The sequence below is a fragment of the Luteibacter sp. RCC_6_2 genome, assembly GCF_041360655.1.
Taxonomy (GTDB): Bacteria; Pseudomonadota; Gammaproteobacteria; order Xanthomonadales; family Rhodanobacteraceae; genus Luteibacter.
Genome location: NZ_JBFUPQ010000010.1, coordinates 135522 through 160935, shown reverse-complemented (window position 1 = coordinate 160935; position 25414 = coordinate 135522). Strand labels below are relative to the sequence as shown.

The 25414-nt window shown below is 65.8% G+C and carries 15 protein-coding genes; 11 read left to right on the top strand and 4 right to left on the bottom strand.

Features of this window, described 5'->3' with window-relative positions; all coding sequences use genetic code 11:
- Positions 1-45: 45 nt before the first annotated feature.
- A complete protein-coding gene (locus tag AB6730_RS12845; protein WP_371023988.1) occupies positions 46-1737 on the bottom strand; it encodes a ShlB/FhaC/HecB family hemolysin secretion/activation protein in 1692 nt (563 codons plus the stop codon).
- A gap of 553 nt (positions 1738-2290) precedes the next feature.
- Between AB6730_RS12845 and AB6730_RS12840 the strand changes: the two genes are divergently transcribed.
- The 6 genes from AB6730_RS12840 (at position 2291) to AB6730_RS12815 (ending at position 14652) form a co-directional block, all read left to right on the top strand.
- Complete coding sequence (locus AB6730_RS12840) at positions 2291-3334, top strand: glucokinase (RefSeq protein WP_371023987.1); 1044 nt, start codon at positions 2291-2293, stop codon at positions 3332-3334.
- Between the two features lie 102 nt (positions 3335-3436).
- Entirely contained in the window at positions 3437-6433 is a 2997-nt protein-coding gene (locus AB6730_RS12835; protein ID WP_371023986.1) for a carboxypeptidase regulatory-like domain-containing protein, read from the top strand.
- A gap of 12 nt (positions 6434-6445) precedes the next feature.
- A complete protein-coding gene (locus tag AB6730_RS12830) occupies positions 6446-8788 on the top strand; it encodes a beta-N-acetylhexosaminidase (protein ID WP_371023985.1) in 2343 nt (780 codons plus the stop codon).
- Positions 8785-11388 carry a glycoside hydrolase family 3 C-terminal domain-containing protein gene (locus tag AB6730_RS12825; RefSeq protein WP_371023984.1) on the top strand — a complete coding sequence of 868 codons (2604 nt, stop codon included), beginning with the start codon at positions 8785-8787 and terminating at the stop codon, positions 11386-11388. The genes AB6730_RS12830 and AB6730_RS12825 overlap by 4 nt, the downstream gene beginning before the upstream one ends.
- A gap of 11 nt (positions 11389-11399) precedes the next feature.
- The gene (locus AB6730_RS12820; protein ID WP_371023983.1) at positions 11400-13238 is read left to right on the top strand and encodes a beta-galactosidase family protein; all 1839 of its coding nucleotides are present in this window, start codon (positions 11400-11402) and stop codon (positions 13236-13238) included.
- A 40-nt stretch (positions 13239-13278) separates the two neighbouring features.
- Complete coding sequence (locus AB6730_RS12815; protein ID WP_371023982.1) at positions 13279-14652, top strand: alpha-L-fucosidase; 1374 nt, start codon at positions 13279-13281, stop codon at positions 14650-14652.
- Between the two features lie 135 nt (positions 14653-14787).
- Here AB6730_RS12815 and AB6730_RS12810 read toward each other — a convergent pair whose 3' ends face one another.
- The 3 genes from AB6730_RS12810 to AB6730_RS12800 form a co-directional block, all read right to left on the bottom strand.
- Positions 14788-15843, bottom strand: coding sequence for a glycosyl hydrolase family 18 protein (locus AB6730_RS12810; protein WP_371023981.1), 1056 nt, complete (start codon positions 15841-15843; stop codon positions 14788-14790).
- A complete protein-coding gene (locus tag AB6730_RS12805) occupies positions 15840-17453 on the bottom strand; it encodes an alpha-L-fucosidase (RefSeq protein ID WP_371023980.1) in 1614 nt (537 codons plus the stop codon). The genes AB6730_RS12810 and AB6730_RS12805 overlap by 4 nt, the downstream gene beginning before the upstream one ends.
- 66 nt (positions 17454-17519) lie before the next feature.
- Complete coding sequence (locus tag AB6730_RS12800; RefSeq protein ID WP_371023979.1) at positions 17520-20213, bottom strand: TonB-dependent receptor; 2694 nt, start codon at positions 20211-20213, stop codon at positions 17520-17522.
- Positions 20214-20544: 331 nt separating this feature from the next.
- Here AB6730_RS12800 and AB6730_RS12795 point away from each other — a divergent pair, with 331 nt between their 5' ends.
- From AB6730_RS12795 to AB6730_RS12775, 5 genes are read left to right on the top strand one after another with little or no spacing between them, the layout of a single operon-like run.
- A complete protein-coding gene (locus AB6730_RS12795) occupies positions 20545-21570 on the top strand; it encodes an aldo/keto reductase (RefSeq protein WP_371023978.1) in 1026 nt (341 codons plus the stop codon).
- Positions 21567-22406 carry an amidohydrolase gene (locus AB6730_RS12790; protein WP_371023977.1) on the top strand — a complete coding sequence of 280 codons (840 nt, stop codon included), beginning with the start codon at positions 21567-21569 and terminating at the stop codon, positions 22404-22406. Before AB6730_RS12795 ends, AB6730_RS12790 begins: the two co-directional genes overlap by 4 nt.
- Complete coding sequence (locus tag AB6730_RS12785; RefSeq protein WP_371023976.1) at positions 22403-23170, top strand: SDR family oxidoreductase; 768 nt, start codon at positions 22403-22405, stop codon at positions 23168-23170. The genes AB6730_RS12790 and AB6730_RS12785 overlap by 4 nt, the downstream gene beginning before the upstream one ends.
- A gap of 13 nt (positions 23171-23183) precedes the next feature.
- Entirely contained in the window at positions 23184-24041 is an 858-nt protein-coding gene (locus tag AB6730_RS12780; protein ID WP_371023975.1) for a fumarylacetoacetate hydrolase family protein, read from the top strand.
- Positions 24042-24090: 49 nt separating this feature from the next.
- Positions 24091-25410 (top strand): L-fuconate dehydratase, encoded by a 1320-nt coding sequence (locus AB6730_RS12775; RefSeq protein ID WP_371023974.1) that lies wholly within the window; start codon positions 24091-24093, stop codon positions 25408-25410.
- The last annotated feature ends 4 nt before the right edge of the window (positions 25411-25414 follow it).

Genomic DNA, 25414 nt, shown 5'->3' with positions numbered 1-25414 from the left:
ACCCATGCCCCTTGTCGGTGCCGGCTCCGGCACCCTTGCCCGTATTCAGTACTGGTAGATCAGCTGGAAGCCGGTCGCCGGCTGTTCCGTGTCGAACCCACGCGGCGCGTGGATGCGCCGCCCGGCGAAAAGATCCCAGCTCAATCCGCGATAGCTGCCGCGCAAGCCGAGGACCGCGCCCGTCAACTGGCGATGTCCCTCTTGCGTGGACGGTCCCGCGACGCGGCCGATGTCTATCCCGAGGTACGGCGCGAGCACCCCGAGCGGCAGCGTGACGGTGTTGCGCAGGTACGCGCCGCGCTCGCCGGCCAGCGTCTGTTCGCCATCGAAACCGCGCACCGAATAACGGCCGCCGATGGTGATCAGTTCGGCGGCGGGCAGATGGTCGGTGGAACGCTGCAATCGCAGGCTGCTGTCCCAGATGGCCTGCCGTCCGGCGAGGTTCAGTGGCTGGCTCAACGAAAGATCGAGCGTGGTCAGGCCGTAGCGGTTGGTGGGGAAACCCACCTGCGGGTCGTAGCCGATCCACTGGCTGCCGAACCACGGCGTGCCACGCTGGTAACCGAGGCGCGCGTCCAGCTGTGCCTGGCCGATGTAATGTCGATGCACGAGGGCGAGTTCGGCGCTGGCGACGCGCTGGCGCTGGATGCCGACTTCCACGCCCTGGATGTAGCTGTGCGCACTGCGCGCGGCCAGCCGCATTTCGAGCGAGGTCTTGCTCGACGTGCCCCGGGTGAGCAGGCGCTGCACCGTGATGTCGCTCGACGTCGAGGTGCCGGTGGAACGAAAGCGGCTGTTGAAGCCTTCGATCCACTGCCTGTAGCGATAGGTGGAGATCGAGCCGCTGAAGGTCCACCACCCCCAGGGAACGCTGTACGTCGCGTTCTCGCTGAAGGTGCTGCCGCCGTCGGCATGGGTGAACAACGCGTGGCCCGCGCCGATCGAGAAAAGGTCGTTCAGACCAAGCGGATTGTCGAAGGACACATTGAGGTTGCCCTGGTTCTTGCCCGTGCCCTTGAGCCCCGAGTCGCCCGCATCGGCCACGACATGCCACCGGCGTGTGGTGTGCACCGTGAGCACCACGTCGGATTCACCCACCTTCTCGGCGGGCGCGATGTCCATGGTCACGTCCTGCGACGGGACGCGTTTGAGTTGCTCGAGGCCTTGCTCGATGGCATGCAGGTTGAGCAGGTCGCCTTCGCGGATGGGGAACGCGGTGCGCCAGTCGAGTTCCGGCGAGCCGGGAGCGAATCGGATGTGCCGCAAGGTGCCGGGCACGAGCAACATGCGCAGGTGACCCTGCGAGATGTCCTGGGCCGGCACACCGACGCGCGTGGTCACGAAGCCACGCGCGATCATCAGGTTGGACAGGCGGCGTTGCAGCGCTTCCAGGCCGTCGCGTCCCACGCACTGGCCCACGAAGCGGTCGAGGTAACGTTGCGCCCAGGCGAAATCCGCCACGCGCTCACCTTCCAGGCGCAGGCTCTGCAAGGGAAAGCAAGGCTTTTCCTTCGGCAAGGGTGCATCGAGCCGCTCGACGTTCGCCGGCGGACCTGCCTGGAACGGCGCGTCCTTACGCTCCGTTTCCTTCTGTTCGAGCCGCTGTGCGCGACGCAGCTGCTCTTGCTTGTCCAACGTGGTCTGCTGCGCCGGCACCGTACCGCTGGCACCGATCGCAAGCAGGGAAATCAGCCCGTATGTCGTTGCGCGCCAACGACCTTCCCCTGTAACCCTCATCGCGTACTGCTCCTACCATCCTGGTACGTGGGACGCGGTAACTCTCTCGAGCGGCCGTGCCCCGGCTCTTCGGGAACAGGTGATCGGCTGGAAGGAGTGAAACTTTAGGCGGCGGTGCCATCAGGTCCCCAAAGACCGGTGGGAGCCGACCCTGTCGGCGATGGGTGCTTGCCTCAAATCTGGCCCGCTGCCGCGGGATCGCCGACAAAGTCGGCTCCCACAGGGTCTACTCCCACCCGGTCTACTCGATGCTGTTGTGGGAGCCGCTTCAGCGGCGATGGGTGCTTGCGGTGAACGGGCCCGCTGCCGCGGGATCGCCGACAAAGTCGGCTCCCACAGGGTCGGCTCCCCCGGGTTTGCCGTAACCTGCTCCGTTGCCGTGAGAGGGTTATGAAAATTGCTTTCTCTATTGTGATATTTAGTGGTTTTCACCAGTAAACATTAAATTCATTGACAACGTTGTCATGCGCGGGAAAGACTCCATGGGTCTTTTCGCGCTACGACGGGCTTCTCGTCCCCTGCGCGATCGCTTCCACGCACGGGGTAGTAGTCCATGGGGAAGGTGGTTAACCAGCCAGTGTTCGCGCAAGCCGCGCCGTCGCGGCGGCCGGTCCTGGCGGCGGATGTCGGGGGGACCCATGCGCGTGTCGCGCTGGTCCTTGGCCAGGGAGACTCACGTTCGCCAGTCCAGGTGCTCGGCCACCATCGTTATGTCGGCGCCGACTGGCCCAGCCTCGCAGCCATCCTCGACGACTTCCTGACCACCCATGCCCACTTGGCCCCGCTCGGCATCGAGCGCTGCGCCATCGCCATCGCCGGTTACGTGCTGGGCGACCATGTCGCCAACAGCAACTTGCCCTGGCGCGTCTCGCTCCCGGAAATCCGCTCGGTGCCGGGCATCGAGGCGCTCGACGTGGTCAACGACTTCGAAGCCGTGGCCTACGCCAGTCAGTTCATCGACCACGCCGACACCGCCACGATCCTTCCCGGCCTGACCGGCGGCGCCGGCGGACCGGTCCTCGTCATGGGGCCGGGCACCGGTCTCGGCTCCGCCGTGCTCCTGCCTGGCGCTCCTTACGCGCAGGTCTTGCCCACCGAAGCGGGCCAGATCGCGCTCGCGCCGGGTAACGACCTCGAGATCGAGATCCTGCGGATCCTCGCGCGCACGCGCCCGTACGTCTCCTACGAATCGATCCTGTCCGGCCCAGGCCTGCTCGACACCTATCGCGCCATCGCGGAATTGTCGGGTCGCGAAGCCACGCTTACCACGCCCGACGCGGTAAGCGCGGCGGGCATGGCCCACACCGATCCAGCCGCGCATGCCGCGCTGGATGTGTTCTGCGGCGTGCTCGGCGGGTTCGTGGGCGACCTGGTGATGCTTTACGGTGCGCGCGGAGGCGCCTTCCTTGCTGGCGGATTCCTCCCGCAGATGCGCGATTTCCTCCTCGCCAGCCGTTTCCGCGAACGCTACTTCAACAAGGGCGTGATGCGCCCCTTCCTCGAACAGGTGCCGGTACGCCTCGTCGAGCATGGGCAACTGGGCGTCGTGGGTGCCGCCACGCTGCACGCCGCGGCCCGCGTGGGTTCCAGTCACTGAACAAGCCGATGGCGACACCCGCAAGGGTGTTGCCTCGTTCGTTGCGGCCCGGCCCAGCGCAACGAATCGCCGATCGGGGGCCTTGGTGGGGAGTCGAATCAGATGAAGAGTGTCAACGGAACCCGTGCCGCGGGCCGATTCGCACGTCGCATGCTGGCCGCTTCGGTCGCACTCGCGTTCGCACACGGTGCGATGGCGCAATCCTTGACTGGCGGCCTCTACGGCCACGAATCCGCGGGTGCCGGCGTGACGGTGCGCGTGGCGAGCAGTGCCACGGGCTTCAGCAAGGACGTGCTACCGGATGCCGACGGACGCTACTCGCTCAACGGCCTCAATCCTGGCCAGTACCAGGTGAGCCTGGTCCGCGACGGGCAGCCGCTGGGTTCGTACGACGTCGTCGTGAACCCGAACCGAAACTCGTCCGTGCCCGAACTCGGTGCCGCGCCCACCACGGTGTCCACCGCGGAAGCACGTGACCTGGGCGGCGTGCAGGTCTCGGCGAATACGTTGGCGAGCACGATCACGCCGATCGACGTCAGCACGCCCGAACTGAGCACCAGCTACAACTATAAGCTGATCGACGCCCTGCCCGTCGATCGCAGCCCGGAAAGCGTCGCGCGCCTGGACTCGAGCGTGCGCTTCGACCAGCACAACACGGGCTTCGTTTCCATCGGTGGCGCCAGCCCGGCCGAGAACCGCTACTACTACAACGAATTCGACGTCACCAACGACAAGACATCGTTGGGCTCGACCACGTTGCCGGCCGAGGCGATCAGCGACACGCAACTCATCACCAACGGCGCCGGTGCCTCCTGGACGAACGCCACCGGCGGCGTGCTGTCCTCGACCATCAAGCAGGGCACCAACGATTTCCGCGCGGGCTATTCGTTGTACTTCACTCCGCCGACGTCGCGCTGGCTCAACCCGCGCGGACACAACACGCTCAACAGCATCGGCGATTACTACAGCTATGCCTCGGCCAACAACCACGACGGCATCGCCCAGCAATACCTCTGGGCGTCCGGCGCCCTGGTGAAGGACAAGTTGTTCTTCTTCGCCCTGCTCGGCAACGAGCCGGCGTCGCGGGCGCAGGCATACAACCAGACGCAAAAGGAAACCACGAGCAGCCGCGACAAGAACTACCTGCTCAACCTCACCTGGAACATCAGCAACGACCAGTCGCTGAACGTGCTGGCACACCGCGATTACAGCCAGTCGTTCAACAACTTCTACCAGCTCGAAGAAAACTACGATCCGAAGTCGGCCGGCGACTATCTGTCCTGGAGCCAGACGCGAACGGACAGCCGTTTCCTGATCGGAAATTACCACTGGCAGATCAACGACGACCTGGCGCTGCGCCTGATGGGCGGCTACCTCGGCTCCATCGTCTACTCGCCCAATTCCAGCGACGAAAACGCCGGCTTTCCGTATGTGACCTCGTACGACTCGGCCACGCAGGTCCAGACCAACATCGGCCACAACAACAACCCCTTCAGCTATTCGCCTTCCGATTACTGGCGCCGGGGCTACAAGGGCGACCTCACCTGGCAGCTGGGCGATCACAAGCTGGTCTTCGGCGGCGAGTACTACAAGCACTCGCTCAAGAGCAGTACGAACTCCGTGCCCGCGGGATGGTTCACGTACTACAACCAGGCCAACGTCGCGTTGCAGAACGGGTCGATCTCACCCGCCGACGGCCGCTACGTCACGCAGTACGTCGACCTGGAAGGCGGGTCGTTCCAGACCATCAACAAGGGTGCCTACGTGGAGGATTACTGGCAGGCCGCCGATCGCCTGTTGCTCTACGGCGCGATCCGCTGGGACAACTACATCTACAAGGACGGCGTGGGCAACCAGTTCATGCGCCTGCCGATCACCTCGCCACGGCTCGGTTTTTCCTGGGACGTGGAAGGCGACAGTTCGCTCAAGGTGGGTGGCAGCCTCGGCAAGTACACCATCCCCCTGCCCTCGTCCTTCAGCTTCGGTGTCGCCGAACCGCGCACGACCTACACCAATTACTACACCTATACCGGCGTCGATCCGGCCACGCAGGCGCCGCTGGGACTCAGCCAGATCGGCAGCTCCTACATCACCAACCAGGGCGTGCCGACACCTGCGCAGATCGCCGCGACCAACATCAAGGCGCCCTACCAGTACGAAGCCCAGCTGTACGCACAGAAACAGCTGACGCCCGAATGGTCCGGCCTCGTCCAGCTGGGCTGGGTGGACCTGCGCCGCGTGGTCGAGGACACCTGCTACGGCGGCGGCGTGCAGGCCTATGCGCAAAGCCAGGGCTACGCCGGATACGAGCAGAACAACCAGACGTGCTGGCTGGTCAATCCCGGCGAGAACTTCACCCTAAAACGCGATTACGACGGTGACGGCGAGGTCGAACCGCTGTCCATTCCGGGCGCCGCGATAGGCCTGCCGAAGCCCAAGCACAAGTACTACAACCTCAAGCTCGGCCTCACGCATGCTTCCACACCGGCGGAGCCGTACTTCCTCAACCTGAGCTACACCTACGCCCGTGAGTACGGCAACACCAACGGCCTGATCGACGAAGAGCGCCGCAACGCGGGCTGGATCGGCCAGACCACGGCCTTCAACTACCCCGGCATCATGGTCGGCAGCAACGGCGACCTTGCCGGCGACATCCGCCACAGCTTCACGGCAACGGGCACCTACGACTTCGCCAACGGCTTCTCGCTCGGTGGCGTGTTCTCGGCGCACTCGGGTGCGCCGACCAGTTGTATCGGCACCTACCCAAACCGCGACGATCCCGCCTACCAGCCGGGTGCCGCCTCGCACTATTGCGACGGACAGATCGAGAAACAGGGTGACGACAAGCGCCTGCCGTTCTTCTGGCAGCTCGACCTGTCCGCCTCGTACCACTGGAAGATCAACCAGGCGAACGACCTGAGCTTGCAGTTGCGGGTGACCAACGTGACCAACCGGCAAGGCACCATCGACATCAACCAGGTCTACGACACGGGTACGCTCAACGCCGACAACACGTCGATCGACAGCGTGAACTATCACGCCGCCACGTGGCAGATTCCCCGCACCACCAGCATGGTGCTCCGCTACACGTTCCAGTAAGGAAGCGACCCCATGACACAGGCTCCGATCATCCGCGGCGCGCGCCGCTGGGGTTCTCTCCTCGCCATCGGGATGATATGCCTCGGTGGCGGTGTCGCCCATGCCACCGCTCCACCCCTCATCCCGATACCGGCGGAAGTACGCGCGGCGAGCGGATCGTTCGCTGTCGACGCGCACACGATGATCGCCTACGCGCCGGGCGACACGAAGGCCGAAGCGGCGGCCCGCTACCTCGCCGAGGAGCTGCGCCGCAGCCGTGGCGTTACCCTGGCGGTAACCGCCACGGCACGTCCGGCCGCCCGCTCCATCGTGTTCCGCGGCGATCCCAAGGCGTCGGTGGAGCAACGCGAGGGGTACTCGCTGGATGTGGATGGCGACGGCGCCCGCGTCGTCTCGCGCGACGCGGCAGGACTGTTCTACGGAGCGGTGACGTTCTGGCAGCTTGCCACCGCCGATGGCAAGCAGGGCTCGACCCGCGTCCCCGGCGTATCGATCCGCGACTGGCCGCGCTTCGAGTGGCGCGGCCTCATGCTCGACGTCGCCCGCCACTTCCACGACGTGGCGACAGTGAAGCAGGTGCTGGACGCCATGGCCGAGCACAAGCTCAACGTCTTTCATTGGCACCTCAGCGATGACCAGGGCTGGCGTATCGAGATCAAGCGCTATCCCCTGCTGACCAGCGTCGGTGGATGGCGGACGCCGCCGGGCGCGGGAACCCATGGCGAGCCGGCACGTTACGGCGGCTTCTATACACAGGAACAGATTCGTGACGTCGTGGCCTACGCCGCCGCCCGCCACATCACCGTCGTACCCGAACTGGACATGCCCGGCCATGCGCAGGCTGCGGTCGCGTCGTACCCGGACATCGTGGGTGTCAACGGCGACCACCCTTCCGTCTCCGTCGACTGGGGCGTCAATCCCTACCTCTACAACGTCGATGAAAAGAGCTTCACCTTCATCGAGAACGTGCTCGACGAAGTGATGGCATTGTTCCCGTCGACGTACATCCATCTCGGCGGCGACGAGGCGGTGAAGGACCAATGGAAGGACTCGCCAGCCGTCCAGGCCAGGATGAAGTCGCTGGGGATCACCGACGAGAACGCCTTGCAAAGCTGGTTTACCGACCGCCTTGGCGACTACCTGGCGAAACACGGCCGCCGCTTGATCGGTTGGGACGAAATCCTCGAAGGCGGCCTTCCGCGCACCGCCTCCGTCATGTCGTGGCGCGGCGTGCAGGGCGCCATCGACGCGGCGAAGAAGAATCACGACGTGGTGCTCGCGCCGGCAGGCTGGATGTACTTCGACAACCTGCAAAGCGACCGTGCGGACGAACCCAATGGGCGTCTCTCGGTGCTGGCGCTGGAGCGCGTCTATGGCTTCGAGCCGGTAGACGCCTCGCTCACGCCGGAACAGGCACGTCATGTGCTGGGCGCCGAGGCCACGCTGTGGAGCGAGTTCATTCCGTCGGCGCGGCACATACAGCACGCCCTCTTCCCTCGGGTGGACGCGATGGCCGAAATCGCCTGGTCGCCGCGCGGAACACGCGACTGGCAGGGTTTCCTGCAACGCCTTCCCGCGCAGATGCGGCGTTATGCGTCGCTCGACATCGGCGCATCCGACACCGCGTTCGCTCCCGCCATCCACGTGGATGGCGACATAGCCACGATCCTCCACGACCGCAAGGCGTCGATACGTATCGACAACCAGACCGCCTTCGGCACGGTGCGCTACACCACCGACGGCAGCACGCCCGGAACGGATGCGAAAGCCTATGCCGCGCCGTTCACCGTGAGCCTTCCCACGACGGTACGCGCCGTCACCTTCGCGCCGGACGGGACACCCATGGCCGGCGTGCGTACACGGACGATCGATCGCGACAACCTGCTGACACGGCGTACCGGCGAGCTCATGAAGTGCCCCGACGGCAGCCTCGGCTTGCGCATGCCCCTGCTGCCGGACCTGGGCGCGATGGATACGCCCGTCTACGATGTCGACCTGTTCCACGCCTGCTGGGTCTACCCGAAGGCGCCGTCGGATGGGGTGACGGGCATACGCATCGAGGCGGCGCGCCTGGCACGCAACTATGGCTTGGCGCACGAGCTGTCGAAGGTCGTGTCCTATCCCGCGAAAACGGCCCACGGCGAACTCGAAGTCCATCAGGACAACTGCGCCGGCCCGATGCTCGCCAGCTTTCCGCTGCCGGCCGGCAAGGCGCTGGGCGAGTCGATCGTGCTCCAGGGCGACCTGCCCGCATCGCATGGGGAGCACGATCTTTGCCTGCGCGTGACCGCGCCGACGGACGGGCCGCTGTATGGTCTGGATTCGGTGAAGCTGACAGGAAGCCATCCACGATGACGTACGCACGCCTCGCCCGCCGCCTGCTCGCATGCGCCGCCACCATCGCGCTGGCCGGCACCGTGCACGCGGCGGCACCGGCCACGCCGGAGCAGAAAGCGAGCGGCCTCGTCGCCCGCATGAGCCTGGAAGAAAAGGTCGCCCAGTTGCAGAGCGCGGCGCCTGCATTGCCCCGACTCGGGATTCCCGCCTATGAATGGTGGAACGAGGGCCTCCATGGTGCCGCGCGAGCCGGTTACGCGACGGTGTTCCCCCAGGCCATCGGCCTGGCGGCGGGTTGGCATCCGGAACTGATGCGGCAGGTGGGCGAGGTCGTCTCACGCGAAGCGCGCGCCCGCTTCGACGCCATCGGTGCGGGGCGCGATCACGGCCGCTACGAGGGCCTGACCATCTGGTCGCCGAACGTCAACATCTTCCGCGATCCACGGTGGGGACGTGGGCAGGAAACCTACGGTGAAGACCCCTATCTCACCGGAAAGCTCGCCGTGGCATTCGTGCGAGGCGTCCAGGGGCCGGACCCGGCGCATCCGCGCGCCATCGCCACGCCCAAGCACCTCGCCGTACATAGCGGCCCCGAGGCGGGACGCCACGGCTTCGATATCGACGTTTCCCCGCACGATCTCGAAGCCACCTTCCTGCCCGCGTTCCGCGCGGCGGTGACCGAAGGCCAGGCGGGTTCGGTCATGTGCGCGTACAACGCGCTGCACGGCACGCCGGTATGCGCCGATGCCGGCTTGCTGGGCGATACCTTGCGCAAGGCCTGGGGCTTCACCGGTTATGTGGTGTCCGATTGCGACGCCGTCGACGACATGACGAAGTTCCATTACTACAAGGCGGACAATGCCGCCTCGTCGGCCGCGGCGATCCGCGCGGGCACCGACCTCGACTGTGGTTATGCCTATGCGGAACTGACCGCGGCCGTCAAACGCGGCGACGTCGACGAGTCCGTGCTCGACGCCTCGCTCGTTCGCCTGTTCGCGGCCCGTTACCGGCTCGGCGAACTCGGTCCCTCGACCGCGAAACCCACCACCGTCGATGTAAAGGCGAACGCGGCGCTGGCCCTCCGTGCCGCGCTGGAATCGATGGTGCTGCTGAAGAACGACGGCGGCACGCTGCCCTTGCGAGGCACGCCGCGCATCGCCGTGATCGGCCCGAACGCCGATACGGTGGAGACACTGGAAGCCAATTACCACGGCACGCCGCGCACGCCGGTCACGCCACTGCAAGGCCTCCGCGCACGATTCGGCGCCGACCACGTGAGCTACGCGCAAGGCGCACCTGTCGCCGCCGGTGTGCCCGTGCCCGTACCGGAGACGGCGTTGCGGACGAGCACCGCCGCCGACGCCGCGGTTGGCCTCACCGGTCACTACTTCGACAACATGACCTTCGATGGCGCGCCACGTACGACGCGCGTGGATCGCAGCGTCGATTTCGACTGGGACCACGTCACACCCGCCGGCCTGCCCAAGGGCCGCTACGCCGTGCGCTGGACCGGCGCAATCGTGCCACCGGGCCCCGGTGACTACACACTGGCCGTCCATGTCGAGCGCTGCTTCGATTGCGCGGGCCATGACGCCGTGCGGCTCTTCGTCGACGGCAAGCCGGTGATCGACGATAAAGGGGACGACAAGCACACGCAGGCGATCCTGCACTTCGACGACACCCGCCCGCATGACCTGCGCCTCGAACTCGTCCATGGCGGCGAAGACCAGGGCGTGCGGCTGCAATGGCTGGCCCCTGCCGCCGCACAACTCGCCGAGGCCGAACGCGCGGTCGCGGCGGCCGATGTCACGGTGGCCTTCGTCGGCTTGTCGCCCGACGTGGAGGGCGAGGAACTGCATGTGGACGTGCCCGGCTTCGACGGTGGCGACCGCACGGACATCGGCCTCCCCGCCACGCAACAGGCCTTGCTGGAGCGTGCCGCAGCGAATGGCAAACCGCTGGTCGTCGTGCTCATGTCCGGAAGCGCGGTCGCACTCGACTGGGCCGAGGAACATGCGTCGGCGATCGTCGCCGCCTGGTACCCCGGCGAAAGCGGCGGTACGGCCATCGCGCAGGTGCTGGCCGGCGACTACAACCCCGGCGGCCGCTTGCCCGTGACGTTCTACCGCTCGGTGCGTGACCTGCCGCCGTTCACCAGTTACCAGATGAAGGGCCGAACGTATCGCTACTTCGAAGGAACGCCGCTGTATCCCTTCGGCCACGGGCTCAGCTACACGCGCTTCTCGTACGCGAAGGCCAACGTGTCCACCGACAACATCGACGCGGGACAGAACGTCACGGTGAGCGTCGAGGTGCGCAACAACGGGCAGCGCGCGGGTGATGAAGTCGTGCAGGCTTACCTCGGCTATCCGCCAGGCGATGCGTTCGCACCGAAACGGTCCCTCGTCGGTTTCCAGCGCGTGCACCTCGCGCCCGGCGAAAGCCGCCGGGTGAGCTTCCAGCTCGATCCGCGCCGCCTGAGTTCGGTGGACGCCACCGGCCAGCGCGCGGTCCTGCCAGGCGAGTACGGCGTCTTCCTCGGTGGCGGGCAGCCGGGCGATGCCACCGGCGAGCGTGCCGGTTTCACGATACGCGGGCGGCAGGCACTGCCGCGATGACAGGACATCGGATGAAACACCCTATCCTTGCGCGGCTTGCCGTCGCCTTCGCGGCACTCGTCGGCACGGCGCCCTCCGCCTTCGCCAATCCCCCGGTCAGCGTGTCCGGCGCGCATTTCATGCGCGAGGGCAAGCCATACCAGATCATCTCGGGCGACATGCATTTCCAGAGGATACCGAGGGAGTACTGGACCGATCGCCTGCGCAAGGCGCGCGCGATGGGACTCAACACGATCACCACGTACGTGTTCTGGAACCTGTTGGAACCCTCGCCCGGCCGCTTCGATTTCAGTGGCGGCAACGACGTCGCCGCCTTCGTGAAGGCGGCCCAGGCGGAAGGCCTGAACGTGATCCTGCGGCCGGGCCCATACATCTGCGGCGAATGGGACGCGGGCGGCTATCCCGCATGGCTGTTCGCCGATCCCAGCCTGCGCGTGCGCTCGCGCGATCCGCGCTTCCTGGCCGCCTCCGACCGATATCTGCAACGTCTCGGCAAGGAACTGGCGCCGCTGATGGCGAGCCACGGCGGACCCATCGTCGCCACCGAACTGGAGAACGAGTACGGCTCGTACAACGACGACAAGGTCTATCTCGACGATATCCGCGCCATGCTTGGGCGTGCGGGGCTCGCCGACGACCTCCTGCTGACCTACGACGGTCCGGATCTGCTCGCCAACGGCACGTTGCCCGGCGTGACCGCGGTGATCGACTTCTCGCCCGGCGAGGCGAAGAAGAGTTTCGAAATGCTCGAACGGTTCCGTCCCGGCTCGCCGCGCATGGCGGGCGAATACTGGGCTGGCTGGTTCGACCAGTGGGGCGGCAAGCACGCGGCCACGGATGCGAAGCAGCAGGGCGACGAACTGGCCTGGATGCTGAAGCAAGGGTATTCGGTGAACGTGTACCTCGTGCATGGTGGCACCAGTTTCGGTTTCATGAATGGCGCGAACTTCCAGGGCGGTCCCGCGGATCACTACGCACCGCAGACCACGAGCTACGACTACGATGCCGCGCTCGACGAAGCGGGGCGACCGACGCCGAAGTTCACGCGATTCCGCGACATCATCGCCAAGGCCACGGGAACGACGCCGCCTCCCTTGCCTACGTCGCCTCCCGTGCGCGCTCTTCCCGCCTTCACCCTGGGCGAATCCGCATCGCTGTGGGACAACCTGCCCGCCCCGCAAGCCTCCGACCTTCCCAAGCCCATGGAGGCCTACGGTCAGGCCTATGGCTACACGCTTTACCGGACCACGGTACGCGGCCCCTTCCACGGCTCGCTCTACCTCGGCGACGTCCGCGACTATGCGGCCGTCTATCTCGATCGACAGCCGCGCGGCACGGTAGAGCGCAGGCTGAAGCAGGTGGCCGTCGATATCGACGTCGCCGCCGGCGAGCACACGCTCGACATCCTGGTCGAGAACTCAGGACGCGTGAACTATGGCCCCCATCTGGAAGACGGCCGGGCCGGCCTCGTCGACCCCGTGATGCTCGGCGACACGATCCTGCATGGTTGGCAGGTGTTCCCGCTGCCGATGACATCGCCCGGCACGTTGCGCGGGTGGACCAGCGCCAAGGTCGAGGGCCCTGCGTTCCATCGCGGATCGATCACGATCGACACGCCGGCGGATACCTTCCTGGATGTCCGCGCCTTCGGCAAAGGCTTCGCCTGGCTCAACGACGCCAACCTCGGCCGGATCTGGTCCATCGGGCCGCAACACGATCTATATGCCCCGGCGCCATGGTTCCACCATGGCGTGAACACCGTGGTGGTGTTCGATTTCGAGACGCGCGACCACCCCGTCATGCGTGGCGTCGACCGGCGCCTGTGGTCCGAGCCGCCGAAGACGCCTTGAATCCTTTCCCGTTCGCGCCGCCGTCAAGGAGATCCGTTCGATGACGAAGCACCCCTCCCTCCGCCGCCTGGCATCCTGCCTCGCGGTCGCCCTCATGGCATCCCTGCCTGGCGTGCCGCGCGCCGAATCATTCACCGACGTGAAGCCCTCGCCGCAACAGGTCGCATGGCAAGACCTGGAATTCGGCGTGATCGTCCATTTCGGTACCAATACCTTCCTCGATCGGGAATGGGGCGATGGCACGGCGCCCGCCTCCGTGTTCCGTCCCGACAAGGTCGACCCGGACCAGTGGGCACGCGCGGTGAAAGCGGCGGGAGTGCGCTACATGGTGCTGGTCGCCAAGCACCATGACGGCTTCGCGCTGTGGCCCACGGAACAGACCGACTATTCGGTGAAGGCCAGCCCCTGGAAAGGCGGCAAGGGTGACCTCGTGCGCATGGCCTCGGATGCGGCGAGGAAGAACGGTCTCGGCTTCGGTGTCTATCTGTCGCCGTGGGACCGTCACGATCCGCGCTACAAGGATTCGGCGGCCTACGACAAGTACTACCTCTCGCAGATGGAGGAACTGGTCCAGCATTACGGTCCTCTGACGGAATGGTGGCTCGACGGCGCCGGCAGCGCGGGCCACGTCTACGACTTCGCGAAGTACGTGGAGACCCTGCGCACTTACCAGCCGAACACCATGGTCTTCGCGGATATGGCCTTGTTCGACTATGGCGACATCCGCTGGGTCGGTAACGAACAGGGCGTGGTGCAGGGTGAGAACTGGAACGTCATCGACCGGCACGGCCAGCTGCGCTGGCGTCCGCTCGAAGTGGACACGCCACTGCACAAGAACCATTGGTTCTTCAGTTCGAAACCGGATTTCGCCACGTCGTTGAAGACGGTCGACGAACTCATGGACAACTGGGAGAACAGCGTCGGCAAGGGTGGCCAGTTCATGCTGGGCGTCGCGCCCGATACGCACGGCCTGCTACCGGATGCCGATGTGCGGCGACTGGCGGAGTTCGGCAAGGCGCTGAAGGCGCGTTATGGCGACGAGGCCAACCTGGCGGTGAAGCATGGCACCGTCGACGACAACGTCGCCGCGGCACTGGACAACGATCCGGCCACGTTCTGGTCGGCGCCGGCCGGCTCGGCGAATGCCATCCTCGAGGTCGACCTCGGCCGCGAGGTGACCTTCGACCATGCCATGAGCATGGAGTGGCTGGACGGCGGGCAGAACGTCCACGGCTATGCCGTGCAGGTGTGGGATGGCAAGGGATGGAAGACGGTGGCGCAGGCGCAGGCCATCGGTCACATGAAGATCGATGCCTTCGCACCGGTGACGGCCCGGCGGGTGCGGTTGAACATCCTCTCCGCGGTGGGGACGGTGCGGATTCGGGAGTTCAAGCTGTTCGAGGTGGGGCGCTGAAGAGCGCCCTTCGTCGAACGGAGAGGGGCCGATATCGCCGCTGAAGCGGCTCCCACATTCCGCTATCGCAGCTTTCGCTTTGTGTGGGAGCCGGCTATGCCGGCGATGGCGCGCCGATACCGGCGCGCCCTTCCCTCACCGCACCGCATCAGGCAGCTCGTCCCAGATCTTCGGGTCTTCCGCCCCGAGCACCCAGGCGCAGAATCCCTGCAGCCCATACTGCTTCGCCACCTCATACCGGTCGCGGAAGGCGCGCGCATCCGGCAGGAACACCCACTCACGCATCTGGTCGCGGTAGAAGTAGAACCACGACTCGTGTTCCACCGGGTCCCACTGCATCGTCGCACCGAACTGCTTGGCCAGCGGGAACGACGCATCGGCATCGATGTACTCCGCCGAGATATTCGAATTCTCCTTGCCGTCCGCGCCCACCGGATTCCCGGCGAACCAGTGGTAACCATAGAGGCCGATGCCCAGCGACAGCTTCTCCTTCGGCACCACCTTCATCGCGTACTCCAGGTGCTCCATCACCCACGGCATGCCCGCGACCGGGCCGGGCGTGGTCCAGCGCGTGTGCTGGTCGTAGGTCATCAGGCAGACCAGGTCGAGCACCTTGGCCAGCTCCTTCAAGTCATACGCGCCGCGCCAGTATTCCCACATCCACTTGCCAAAGGCGCCGCGGCCGGCATAACCCGGTGCGTTCGGTACGACCGCCATGCTCAACTGGAGCCCATGCTTGTGCAGCGCCTCGTAGGTCTGCTTCGTCAGCAGGGTGAGCGCATCGCGGTCCGTCCAGGCGATGTTCTCGAAGTCGAACTGGAAGCCGCTGAAGCCGTGCAGCCTCGCCTGCTCGATCATGCTGCCGATCATCGCCTTCTTCGCGGTCTCGCTGGTCAGAAGCGCGTGGAACTTCGCACGGTCGCCGCCGGCCGAAATGATCGGCATCACCGGCAACTTGTGCGCCTTGGCGATCTTCAGCACGTAGGCATCGGGTGCGCCCGAAACCAGGCCGTTCTCGTCGACGCCGTACCACGTCGGTACCAGCACGTCGATCTTGTCGACGTGGGCCTCGAACGAAGCGATCGATTTCTGCGATTCCATCATGTAGAAGAGCGCCACCGGCGCCTTGGCGAATGCGGCGAGCGGCATCCACAGGAGGCAGGCGAGCAGCGCGATGAGCGGTCGTTTCATGGGGTGGCCTTGGGCGGATTCGCCAGCGTGATGCGATACACGTACGCATCGCTGCCGACGGGATGGGAGGGAAGACGAAGGTGCAGGCCGCCGGCATCCTGGGTGAACGGGACGTCGCTGCCGTCGGCGAGCAGTTCCACGCGCGTCACGGTATCGCCGGGCTGGATCGAACGCACCGTGGCCGTGCCCTTGGCGGGCCAGCCCAGTTCGATGGCGTAGAGCTTGCCGTTACCCGTGGTGAAGCGGAAATCCTCGGCCGTGTATGGCTTGGTCTTGGTGTCCTGGAACGTACCGCCCACCACCTCGGTGGGGCCCTCGCCGAACACGCGCCACGGCTTGCTGCCGTAGATCGCCTCGCCGTTGGCTTTCAACCAGCGGCCGACGCTGCGCAAGGTGTCCTGCGCGCCCTGCGGAATGGTTCCATCCGCACGCGGGCCGATGTTGAGCATCAGGTTGCCGTTCTTGCTTACCACGTCGGCGAGCAGGTGGATGATGAAGGCCGGCGACTTATAGGTGTCGTGCTCGATATAGCCCCAGGAGTCGTTGCTTATCGAGGTATCGGTCTGCCAGTGCGTGGCGTGGATGCCGGTGAGCTGGCCGCGCTCGATATCCAGCGTGCCCGCACCCTCGGGGAAGTCGCCGAGCTTGTAGTTCACCACGACGCCGTCGCGTTTCGCGCCGTCGTTGTAGTAATACGAAAGCATCGTCGGCAGGGTATTTCGGAAGGTCGGGTGCCCGATCCACCAGTCGAAATAGATGAGATCCGGGTGGTAGTCGTCGATCAGTTCGGCCGTGCGCGCGAGCCAGTCATCGAGCCAGGCCTGCGAGACGTAGGTCCAGTCGTCGGCGAGGTTCTCGTCCTTCTTGCTGAGGTGGTCCACGGCCGGACCGTACAACTCCGCATTCGCCGGGTCGTTCACGTCCGAATCGAAGTGGCGGCCGCCGTCGAAGAACCAGTCGTGTTCGGCGCGGTGTGACGAGACACCGAAGCGCATGCCCTGCCCGCGCACGGCCTTCGCCAGCAAGCCGATGACGTCGCGCTTCGGACCCTTCTTCACCGCCGTCCAGTCGGACAGCTTCGAGTCGTACATGGCGAAGCCGTCATGGTGCTCGGCCACCGGCACGACGTAGCGCGCACCGGCTTCACGGAACAACGCGGCCCATGCATCCGGGTCGAAATGTTCCGCCTTGAACATCGGCACGAAATCCTTGTAGCCGAAGCGGGACTGTGGCCCATAGGTGGCCACGTGATGGGCGAATTCCTTCGTGCCCTGCTGGTACATGTTGCGGGAATACCATTCGCTGCCGAACGCCGGCACCGAATAGACACCCCAGTGGATGAAGATGCCGAACTTGGCGTCGTCGTACCACGCGGGCGATCGATAAGCCTGTAACGACGTCCAGTCGGGACGGAACGGCCCCTGGCCGGAACCCTTCGCGACCCGATCCAGGATGGCCCGGCGCTCGGGAGCGAACTTCGCCGAGGCCTTCTGCCAGGCCAGGTCCTGGGCTTGCGGCGACATTTTGGCTGCCGTGGGCGCGGTCGCCCCGTCGGCGTGGACAGCGCCGGCCAGAAGGCCCGCCACAAGGAACACCAATCGTCGTCGCATGCAGGGACTCCTTCCGGCAAAAAAGAACCGGCGGCGCCGCAGGGAGGCAGCCACCGCCGGTGCGCGCTAAAGCTTGAAGTTCAGGGTCATCGAGTAGGTACGTCCACTCTTGTACTCGCCGATCGGAGCGTACTTGATGTCGGCGTACTGGTAGTACGTCGAATCCAGCAGGTTCGTCGCGCTGAGCGTGATGCCGGCCCACTCGTTGATCTGGTACGACGCGCTCAGGTCGAGTTCCTTGTACGCGTCGGCGAACACGTTGGAGTTGAGCCGTCCCACCTGGGTGAAGTACGGCGAGCGGCGGCTGTAATTGATGCGTGCCGACCACGGACCGTGCTCGTAGTACGGGATGATGTTGATCGTGTTCTTCGACAGGTACGGCAGGTTCAGCTTATCGCCGTTCGTCTGGGTCTGCGTGGTGGCCTTGCTGTACGTGTAGTTGGTCTGGATGCCGAAGCCGTGGCCGAGGTCCTGCTGGTAGATCAGGGAGAGGCCGGACACCTTCGCGTTGGATGCGTTGATCGGCGAGGTCACCGAATACACGTTGGTCTGGCCGGTGGTCGGATCGGTGAGCGAGCGCTCGGATGTCGTGGTGACGATGTAGCTGTCGATCTTGCGCACGAAACCCTCGACCGACAACAAGCTGGCCGGCGCGAAATACCACTCCGCCGACAGGTCGAAGTTGGTCGACTGGTAGGGCTTGAGGTCGGGGTTGCCCGCGCTGGCCGTGAAGTTGCCCGTGGCTGCGCCGTTGAGCGAGGTGGCGCCGGCCAGGTCGCCGTAACGGGGACGTGCGATCACCTTGGCGACGGACAGGCGCAGGACCTTGTCCTCGTCGAGGTCATAGGCCACGTTCACCGACGGCAAGGGCTTGTAATAATGCGTGCTGTTGGAAACGCGGTTATAGGTGCCGCCGTCGCTGTTGACGTAGTAGTTCGACGTGTCCTTCGTGTCGACATAGCGCACGCCCACGTTGCCGCGCCAGCTACCGGACTGGTAGTTCATCTGCACGTACGCGTCCTTGGTGATTTCGGACACGCCGAACATCGCCGGGTAGTTCGGGTTGAACGGTCCCTGCGGCTGCGACTTCAGGTAGTCGACGACACTGCTCTGGCTTGCGGTCGGCCAATCGGTGAGGTCCCCGCTGGCATGCAGGCCGTCGAACAGGCCGCTGGGGGTCGAACCCGGAGCGAAGTCCGTCAGCGAGATGGGATCGGTGGTGTTGATGCGGTTGCCGCGCGATTGCGTGCCATTGAAGTGGTTGGTGTACTTCACGCCCATCTGGATCTGGTTGATCGGGCCCCACTCGAGGTCGCGCGAGGCATCGAACTGCGCATAGCGCTCGCGATCCGTCGTCGTCTCGTAGTAGATGCCGCCGGCCTGGTTCTGGCCCGGCAGCGAAGTGTCGCCCGGGGGCGAACCCGCCGGCGAACCGACCAGCCCCCAGTTCGCGGCCGAACCGTTCTGGTAACCCACGCTGGTGTTGCGCCCGTCGTATCCGAAGTTGTACCCGCCGTTCTGGAGCAGGTACTTCATGAGGTACTCGGGGTCCTTGCCGCCGCTGGCGCTGGTATAGCCAACCTGGCTGGTGAACACCCAGGCGTCGCCGTTGAAGTCATGGCGCAGGTTGATGCTCTTGGTCGAGACCTCGGTCTTGCGGTAGTTCGCGTCCAGTTCGGCGTACGGTTGCCCGTTCCCCGTGGTGGAGGACACCGTGCCGGAGGTGATGTAGCCGTTGGCGACGTTGATGTCGGTCAGCTTGTTGAGGTCGCCGCAGCCGGGGCAGACGTAACGCGACTCGCTGAAGTTGTCGTACTTGCCCTTGACGTACAGGCCGGTCAGGTTGAACTCGTTGTGGTCGTCCGGGCGCCACTGCAAGGTGGACTGCAAGCCGTTGCGTTCGCGCGTCTGCTGGAAGTACGCGCTGTTGATGCCCACGGGGATCTTCGCGTTGGCGTAGTTCTGGTCGCCCGTGACGTTCGGGTTGCCGGTGATGTTCGCGCCGGTGGTATAGCCGAAAAACTCGATGCCCGCGCGGGACAGGTTCTCCTTGTCGTGGGTCACGCTGGTGAGGATGCCGAACGTGCTGTCGGCGTTCTTCCAGCTCCACAACGCGGAAGCGCGCGGATTACCCTCCGCGGAGCGGTCGTTGTAGTTGTAGCCGAGCGAGCCGCGCAGCGTGTTCGCCGGCAGGTCGAGCGGCTTGCGCGTATGGATGATGACCGTGCCGCCGATGCTGCCCTCGTCGATGCGGGCCTCGGGCGACTTGTAGACCTCCATCAGGCCGATGATCTCGGGCGAGAGCAGCGAATAGTTGAACGTGCGGCCGCTGGTATCCGTCGGGTTGCCGCCCCAATCGCCCGAGGCGATGGTCTGGCCGTTCAGGAGCACGCGGTTCAGCGCCGCGTCGGTGCCGTTGACGCTGATCTTCTCGCCTTCGCCGAACTGGCGGTCCACCGTGATGCCGGGCAGGTGCGAGAGCGATTCGGCGGCGTTCGTGTCCGGGAACTTGCCGATGTCGGTCGCGCTGATCGCATCCACGACCGCGTTGGCGTTGCGCTTGACGTCGATCGCCTTCTCCAGGCTGCCGCGATAACCGGTGACGGTCACCGCCTGCAATTCCTCCACGCGCTTATCGGCCGCCTTCTGTTGCGCCGTCTTCGGAGGATCCGCCGGGGCGGGTGTGGCGTCCTGCGCGTGTACGGCCGTGGCGAGTCCACAGAGGATGCTCGCGCACAACAGGGTCTTGCTGATGGTCATGGATGATCTCCCCGAACGCTGTATTCCGGATACACGCCTTCCGCCCTGCCCGGGCAGCGCATGCTTGTCTTGTGGAACCGCGCCGTTGGCGACGGCGCGGGCGTTACCCCTCGCATCCAGCGATGAAACGGGCCGGCCCCACGCCGACAACGTTGTCATTTTGCGGATGCAGAAGTTCCTGCGATCCGTTCACTGGCGAACTCAGTATTCAGATATGTTTCAACCTATTCAAGTTGCACTGCACCATTTTCTTGAAAGGGTTCAGGGCTCTAGACAAGTTCACATATAAACGTAGTATTTATACCTGCGCAGTACGCGCCAAGGAGCATTCATGCCATCGCAGCACGCGAGCCAGACTCCCACCCCGCCACCAGGACGCAGGCCAAGGCCGTTGTCGCGGCTGGCATTCGGCGGAGCTCCGGTAGGCAATCTTTACGCCGAGGTGGACGAGGCGGCCGCGCGCCGGACGATCCTCCACGCCTGGACCGGTGGCATCCGTCACTTCGATACCGCGCCCTATTACGGCTACGGGCTCAGCGAAACGCGGATCGGCGACGCACTCGCCGGCGTCCCGCGAGACAGCTACACGCTTTCCACGAAGGTAGGCCGCGTGATCGAAAACGCCGCGGGCCGGCGTGGCGAAGCCGACGGCTTCGCCGTGGACGGCCTCGCCGCACGCTTCGACTACAGCCGCGACGGTGTACGCCGGGCCCTCGAAGCGAGCCTGCGCCGCCTGCGCACCGATCGCATCGATATCCTCTTCCTGCACGATATCGGCGCGCTCACCCACGGCGAGCGTCATCCCCTCGTACTGGCCCAGGCGTTGGATGAAGCGCTGCCTGAAATGGCACGCATGCGCGAGGAAGGCCTTGTCGGCGCCATCGGCATCGGGGTGAACGAAGAAGCGGTATGCCTGGACGTGATGCCCCGCTTTCCCCTCGACGCGATCATGCTCGCCGGACGCTACACGCTGTTCGAACAGGCGGACAGCAAGGCGGTGATGGCGCGGGCCCAGGCCGAGGGCGTATCCGTGTTGGTCGCCGGTCCGTACAACTCCGGACTGCTCGGAGGCACCGATGGCCCCGGCGCGACCTACGATTACGCGCCGGCCACGCCCGGCGTGCTCGCGCGCGCGCAACGGTTCTACGATGCGTGCGCGCGCACCGGGACCGATGTCGGTGCGGCCGCGCTGCAATTCCCCCTCGCCCACCCGGCGGTCGTCAGCGTCGTCTGCGGCCTGCGTTCCGTCGCGGAAGTCGATGCCGCCCTGCTCCGCCAGCGTGCCGAGATTCCCCCGGCCACATGGAAGACGCTGCGCGACGAAGGGTTGCTTGCCGCGGGAGTGCCCACGCCGTGATCGTCGACGCCCATCGCCACTACTGGGACCCCTCGCGGCTCGATTACGCATGGCTGGCCGATGCGCCGGCGGCGCTGCGCCGCGCCTTCCTGCCGGGCGACCTGCCCGCGAACGCGGACGCCTGCATCCTCGTCCAGGCCGCGCCGGACGAAGCCGAGACGCGCTTCCTCTTCGAGCTTGCCCGCGAGATGCCCGGTGTCATCGGCGTGGTGGGATGGGTCGACCTGGAAAGTCCCGATGTCGAAGCCCGTCTCGACCGGTTGATCGCCGATGGCGGCGGCCTGCTCCGTGGCGTCCGGCCCATGGTGCAGGACATCCCCGATACGAACTGGCTGGCGTCATCGTCGCTCGACGCCGCGTTCGACCTCATCACCGAACGCGGTCTCGTCTTCGATGCGCTCGTCGACGCCCGGCACCTGCGCGCGCTCTACGAGCGGCTGGGAAAACATCCCGGCCTGCGTACCGTGATCGACCACGCCGCCAAGCCCGGCATCGCCGCGGACGGGTTTGCCGAATGGTCCGGCGCCATCGCACGTCTCGCGCAGATGCCCGATGTGTATTGCAAGTTCTCCGGCCTGCTCACGCTCACCGGCCCATCGGCCGATCCGCGCGCGCTGGAACCCTACGTCGCCCATCTGTTCGAGACATTCGGCGCCGGCCGTCTCGTATGGGGCAGCGATTGGCCCGTGCTCACGACGCACGCCACCTATGGCGCGTGGAAGACGTGCGCCAGCGAACTCGTTCACCGCCATGCGCCAACGGCGGTGGACGCGGTATTCGGCGGCAACGCACTAACCCTCTACTCGGCCTACGACGCATCGAGGAAACCCGCATGACGATACCCTCTCCATCCACGAGCGGCCGCCTCGAGGGGAAGCGCGCACTGGTCACCGCGGCCGGCGCGGGCATCGGCCGCGCCACCGCCCTGGCCTTCGCCGCCGAAGGCGCGACGGTGCTGGCGACCGATATCGACGAGACGCAACTGGCCAGCCTCGCCACCGAACACCCGAACGTGACGACGCGACGCCTCGACGTGACCGACGCGGCGGCGATCGCCGGCGTCGTCGCCGATGCGAGATCGATCGACATCCTGTTCAACTGCGCGGGCTACGTGCATGCGGGCACCCTGCTCGACACCGACGACGACGCATGGCGACGTTCGTTCGCGATCAACGTCGACAGCATGTTCCACACCTGCCGCGCCGTACTGCCCGGCATGCTCGAACGCGGCATCGGCAGCATCGTGAACATGTCCTCGGTCGCGTCCAGCATCAAGGGCGTACCGAACCGCTTCGCGTATGGCACGACCAAGGCCGCCGTCATCGGCCTCACCCGGTCCATCGCCGCCGACTACGTGGCACGCGGCGTGCGCTGCAACGCCATCTGTCCCGGCACCGTGAAGACGCCTTCCCTGGCGGCGCGTGTCCGTGCGCTCGGCGGCGACGAAGAAGCCGCATGGCGGGGCTTCACCGATCGCCAGCCGATGGGCCGGCTGGGCGAGCCGCGCGAAATCGCCGCGCTGGCCGTCTACCTGGCCTCCGACGAATCGTCATTCACCACCGGCACCGTCCACGTCGTGGACGGTGGCTGGTCGAACTGAGGAACGCACTCCGATGAAACTCGTCCGTTTCGGCGCCCCCGGCAAGGAAACACCCGGCCTCGTCGACGATAGCGGCCAATTGCGCGATCTCTCCGGCGTGGTCGCCGACATCGCCGGCGGCGTACTCGGCAACGCGGGCTTGCGCCGCCTCGCCGCCATCGACCCCGCGACGCTCCCCATCGTGCAAGGCGAACCACGCCTGGGCACGCCGGTCGGCGGTATCGGCAAGATGATCTGCGTGGGCATGAACTATGCCGACCACGCCGCCGAAACCAACGCGCCGGTACCCGAACAGCCGGTGCTCTTCATGAAGGCGACCTCCGCCATCGGCGGGCCCAACGACACCGTGGTGATTCCGCGCGGTTCGGTGAAGACCGACTGGGAAGTGGAGTTGGGTGTCATCATCGGCGAGGTCACCCGGGACGTGCGGGTCGATGAAGCGATGGCGCACGTCGCCGGCTACGCCGTCATCAACGACCTGTCGGAACGCGAGTTCCAGCTCGAGCACGGCGGCCAATGGGTGAAGGGCAAGAGTTGCGACACCTTCGGCCCCATCGGCCCCTGGCTGGTCACGCGCGACGAGGTGGCCGATCCACAGGACCTGTCGCTCTGGCTCGAGGTCAACGGCCACCGCTACCAGAACGGCAATACGCGAACGATGGTGTTCGGCGTGGCGCAACTGGTGAGCTACATCAGCCGCTACATGACGCTGATGCCGGGCGACGTCATCAGCACGGGCACGCCGGCCGGCGTCGGACTCGGCCTGAAGCCGCCCACCTACCTGAAGCCCGGCGACGTCATCGAGCTGGGCATCGAAGGGCTCGGCCGCCAGCGCCAGGACGTCGTGGCGCATCCAGGCCGCCCGTCCTGAATTCCATCGTTACGGATCGATACGTCGCCGGCTAAGGAGGCCGGATCGCATGGTGAAAATTACGGCGCTGGACACGTTCGATGTCCGCTTCCCGACCTCGCTCGACCACGATGGCTCGGACGCGATGAATCCGGACCCGGATTACTCCGCGGCTTATGTGGTCCTCCGCACCGATAGCCCGGACGGTCTCTCGGGCTACGGGCTCGTGTTCACGATCGGACGCGGCAACGACGTGCAGACCGCGGCCCTCGCCGCGCTGGAACACATGGTGGTCGGCCGTCCCATCGCGGACATCGTCGACCGCCTCGGCGACTTCGCGCGCGAACTCAATGGCGACTCGCAGCTGCGCTGGCTCGGGCCCGAGAAGGGCGTGATGCACATGGCCATCGGCGCGGTCGTCAATGCCGCCTGGGACCTCGCCTCCCGCCGCGCAGGCAAGCCGCTGTGGCGTTTCATCGCCGACATGACACCCGAACAACTCGTCGCGCAGATCGACTTCCGTTACCTGACCGATGCCCTGACGCCCGCACAGGCGCTGGCGATCCTGCGCGAGGCCGAGCCGCACAAGCAGGCGCGCATCGCGCAACTGGAAACCGAAGGCTATCCCGCCTATACCACCTCCCCCGGCTGGCTCGGCTATTCCGACGAAAAGATGCTGCGGCTCGCGCGACAGGCCGTGCAGGATGGCTTCCGCACCATCAAGCTCAAGGTCGGTCTTCGCGTGGAGGACGATATACGCCGCTGCCGGCTGGCACGTGCCGCCGTGGGCCCGGACATCGCCATCGCCGTCGACGCCAACCAGCGCTGGGACGTGGACACCGCCATCGAATGGCTGAAACCCCTGGAGAACGTGGGCCTCGCTTGGGTGGAGGAACCGACCAGCCCCGACGACGTGCTCGGTCATGCCGCCATCCGTCGCGCCGTCGCACCCACGCCCATCTCCACCGGCGAACACGGGCAGAACCGCGTGATGTTCAAGCAGTTCCTGCAAGCGGGCGCGGTCGATCTCATCCAGATCGACGCCGCCCGCGTCGGCGGCGTGAACGAGAACCTCGCCATCCTGCTGTTGGCGGCGCATTTCGGTGTGCGCGTGTTTCCGCACGCCGGTGGCGTGGGCCTGTGCGAACTCGTGCAGCACCTGGCCATGGCCGACTTCGTGGCGATCACGGGCAAGAAGGAAGACCGCGCCATCGAGTACGTGGACCACCTGCACGAGCACTTCGTCGACCCCGTGCGGATCGAGCGCGGCCGCTACATGGCGCCGACCGCACCGGGCTTTTCCGCCCAGATGCATCCGGATTCGGTCACCGATCACCTGTTTCCTGACGGACTCGTCTGGCGCGAACTGTCGCTGACGGTGGACGGCTGAACGC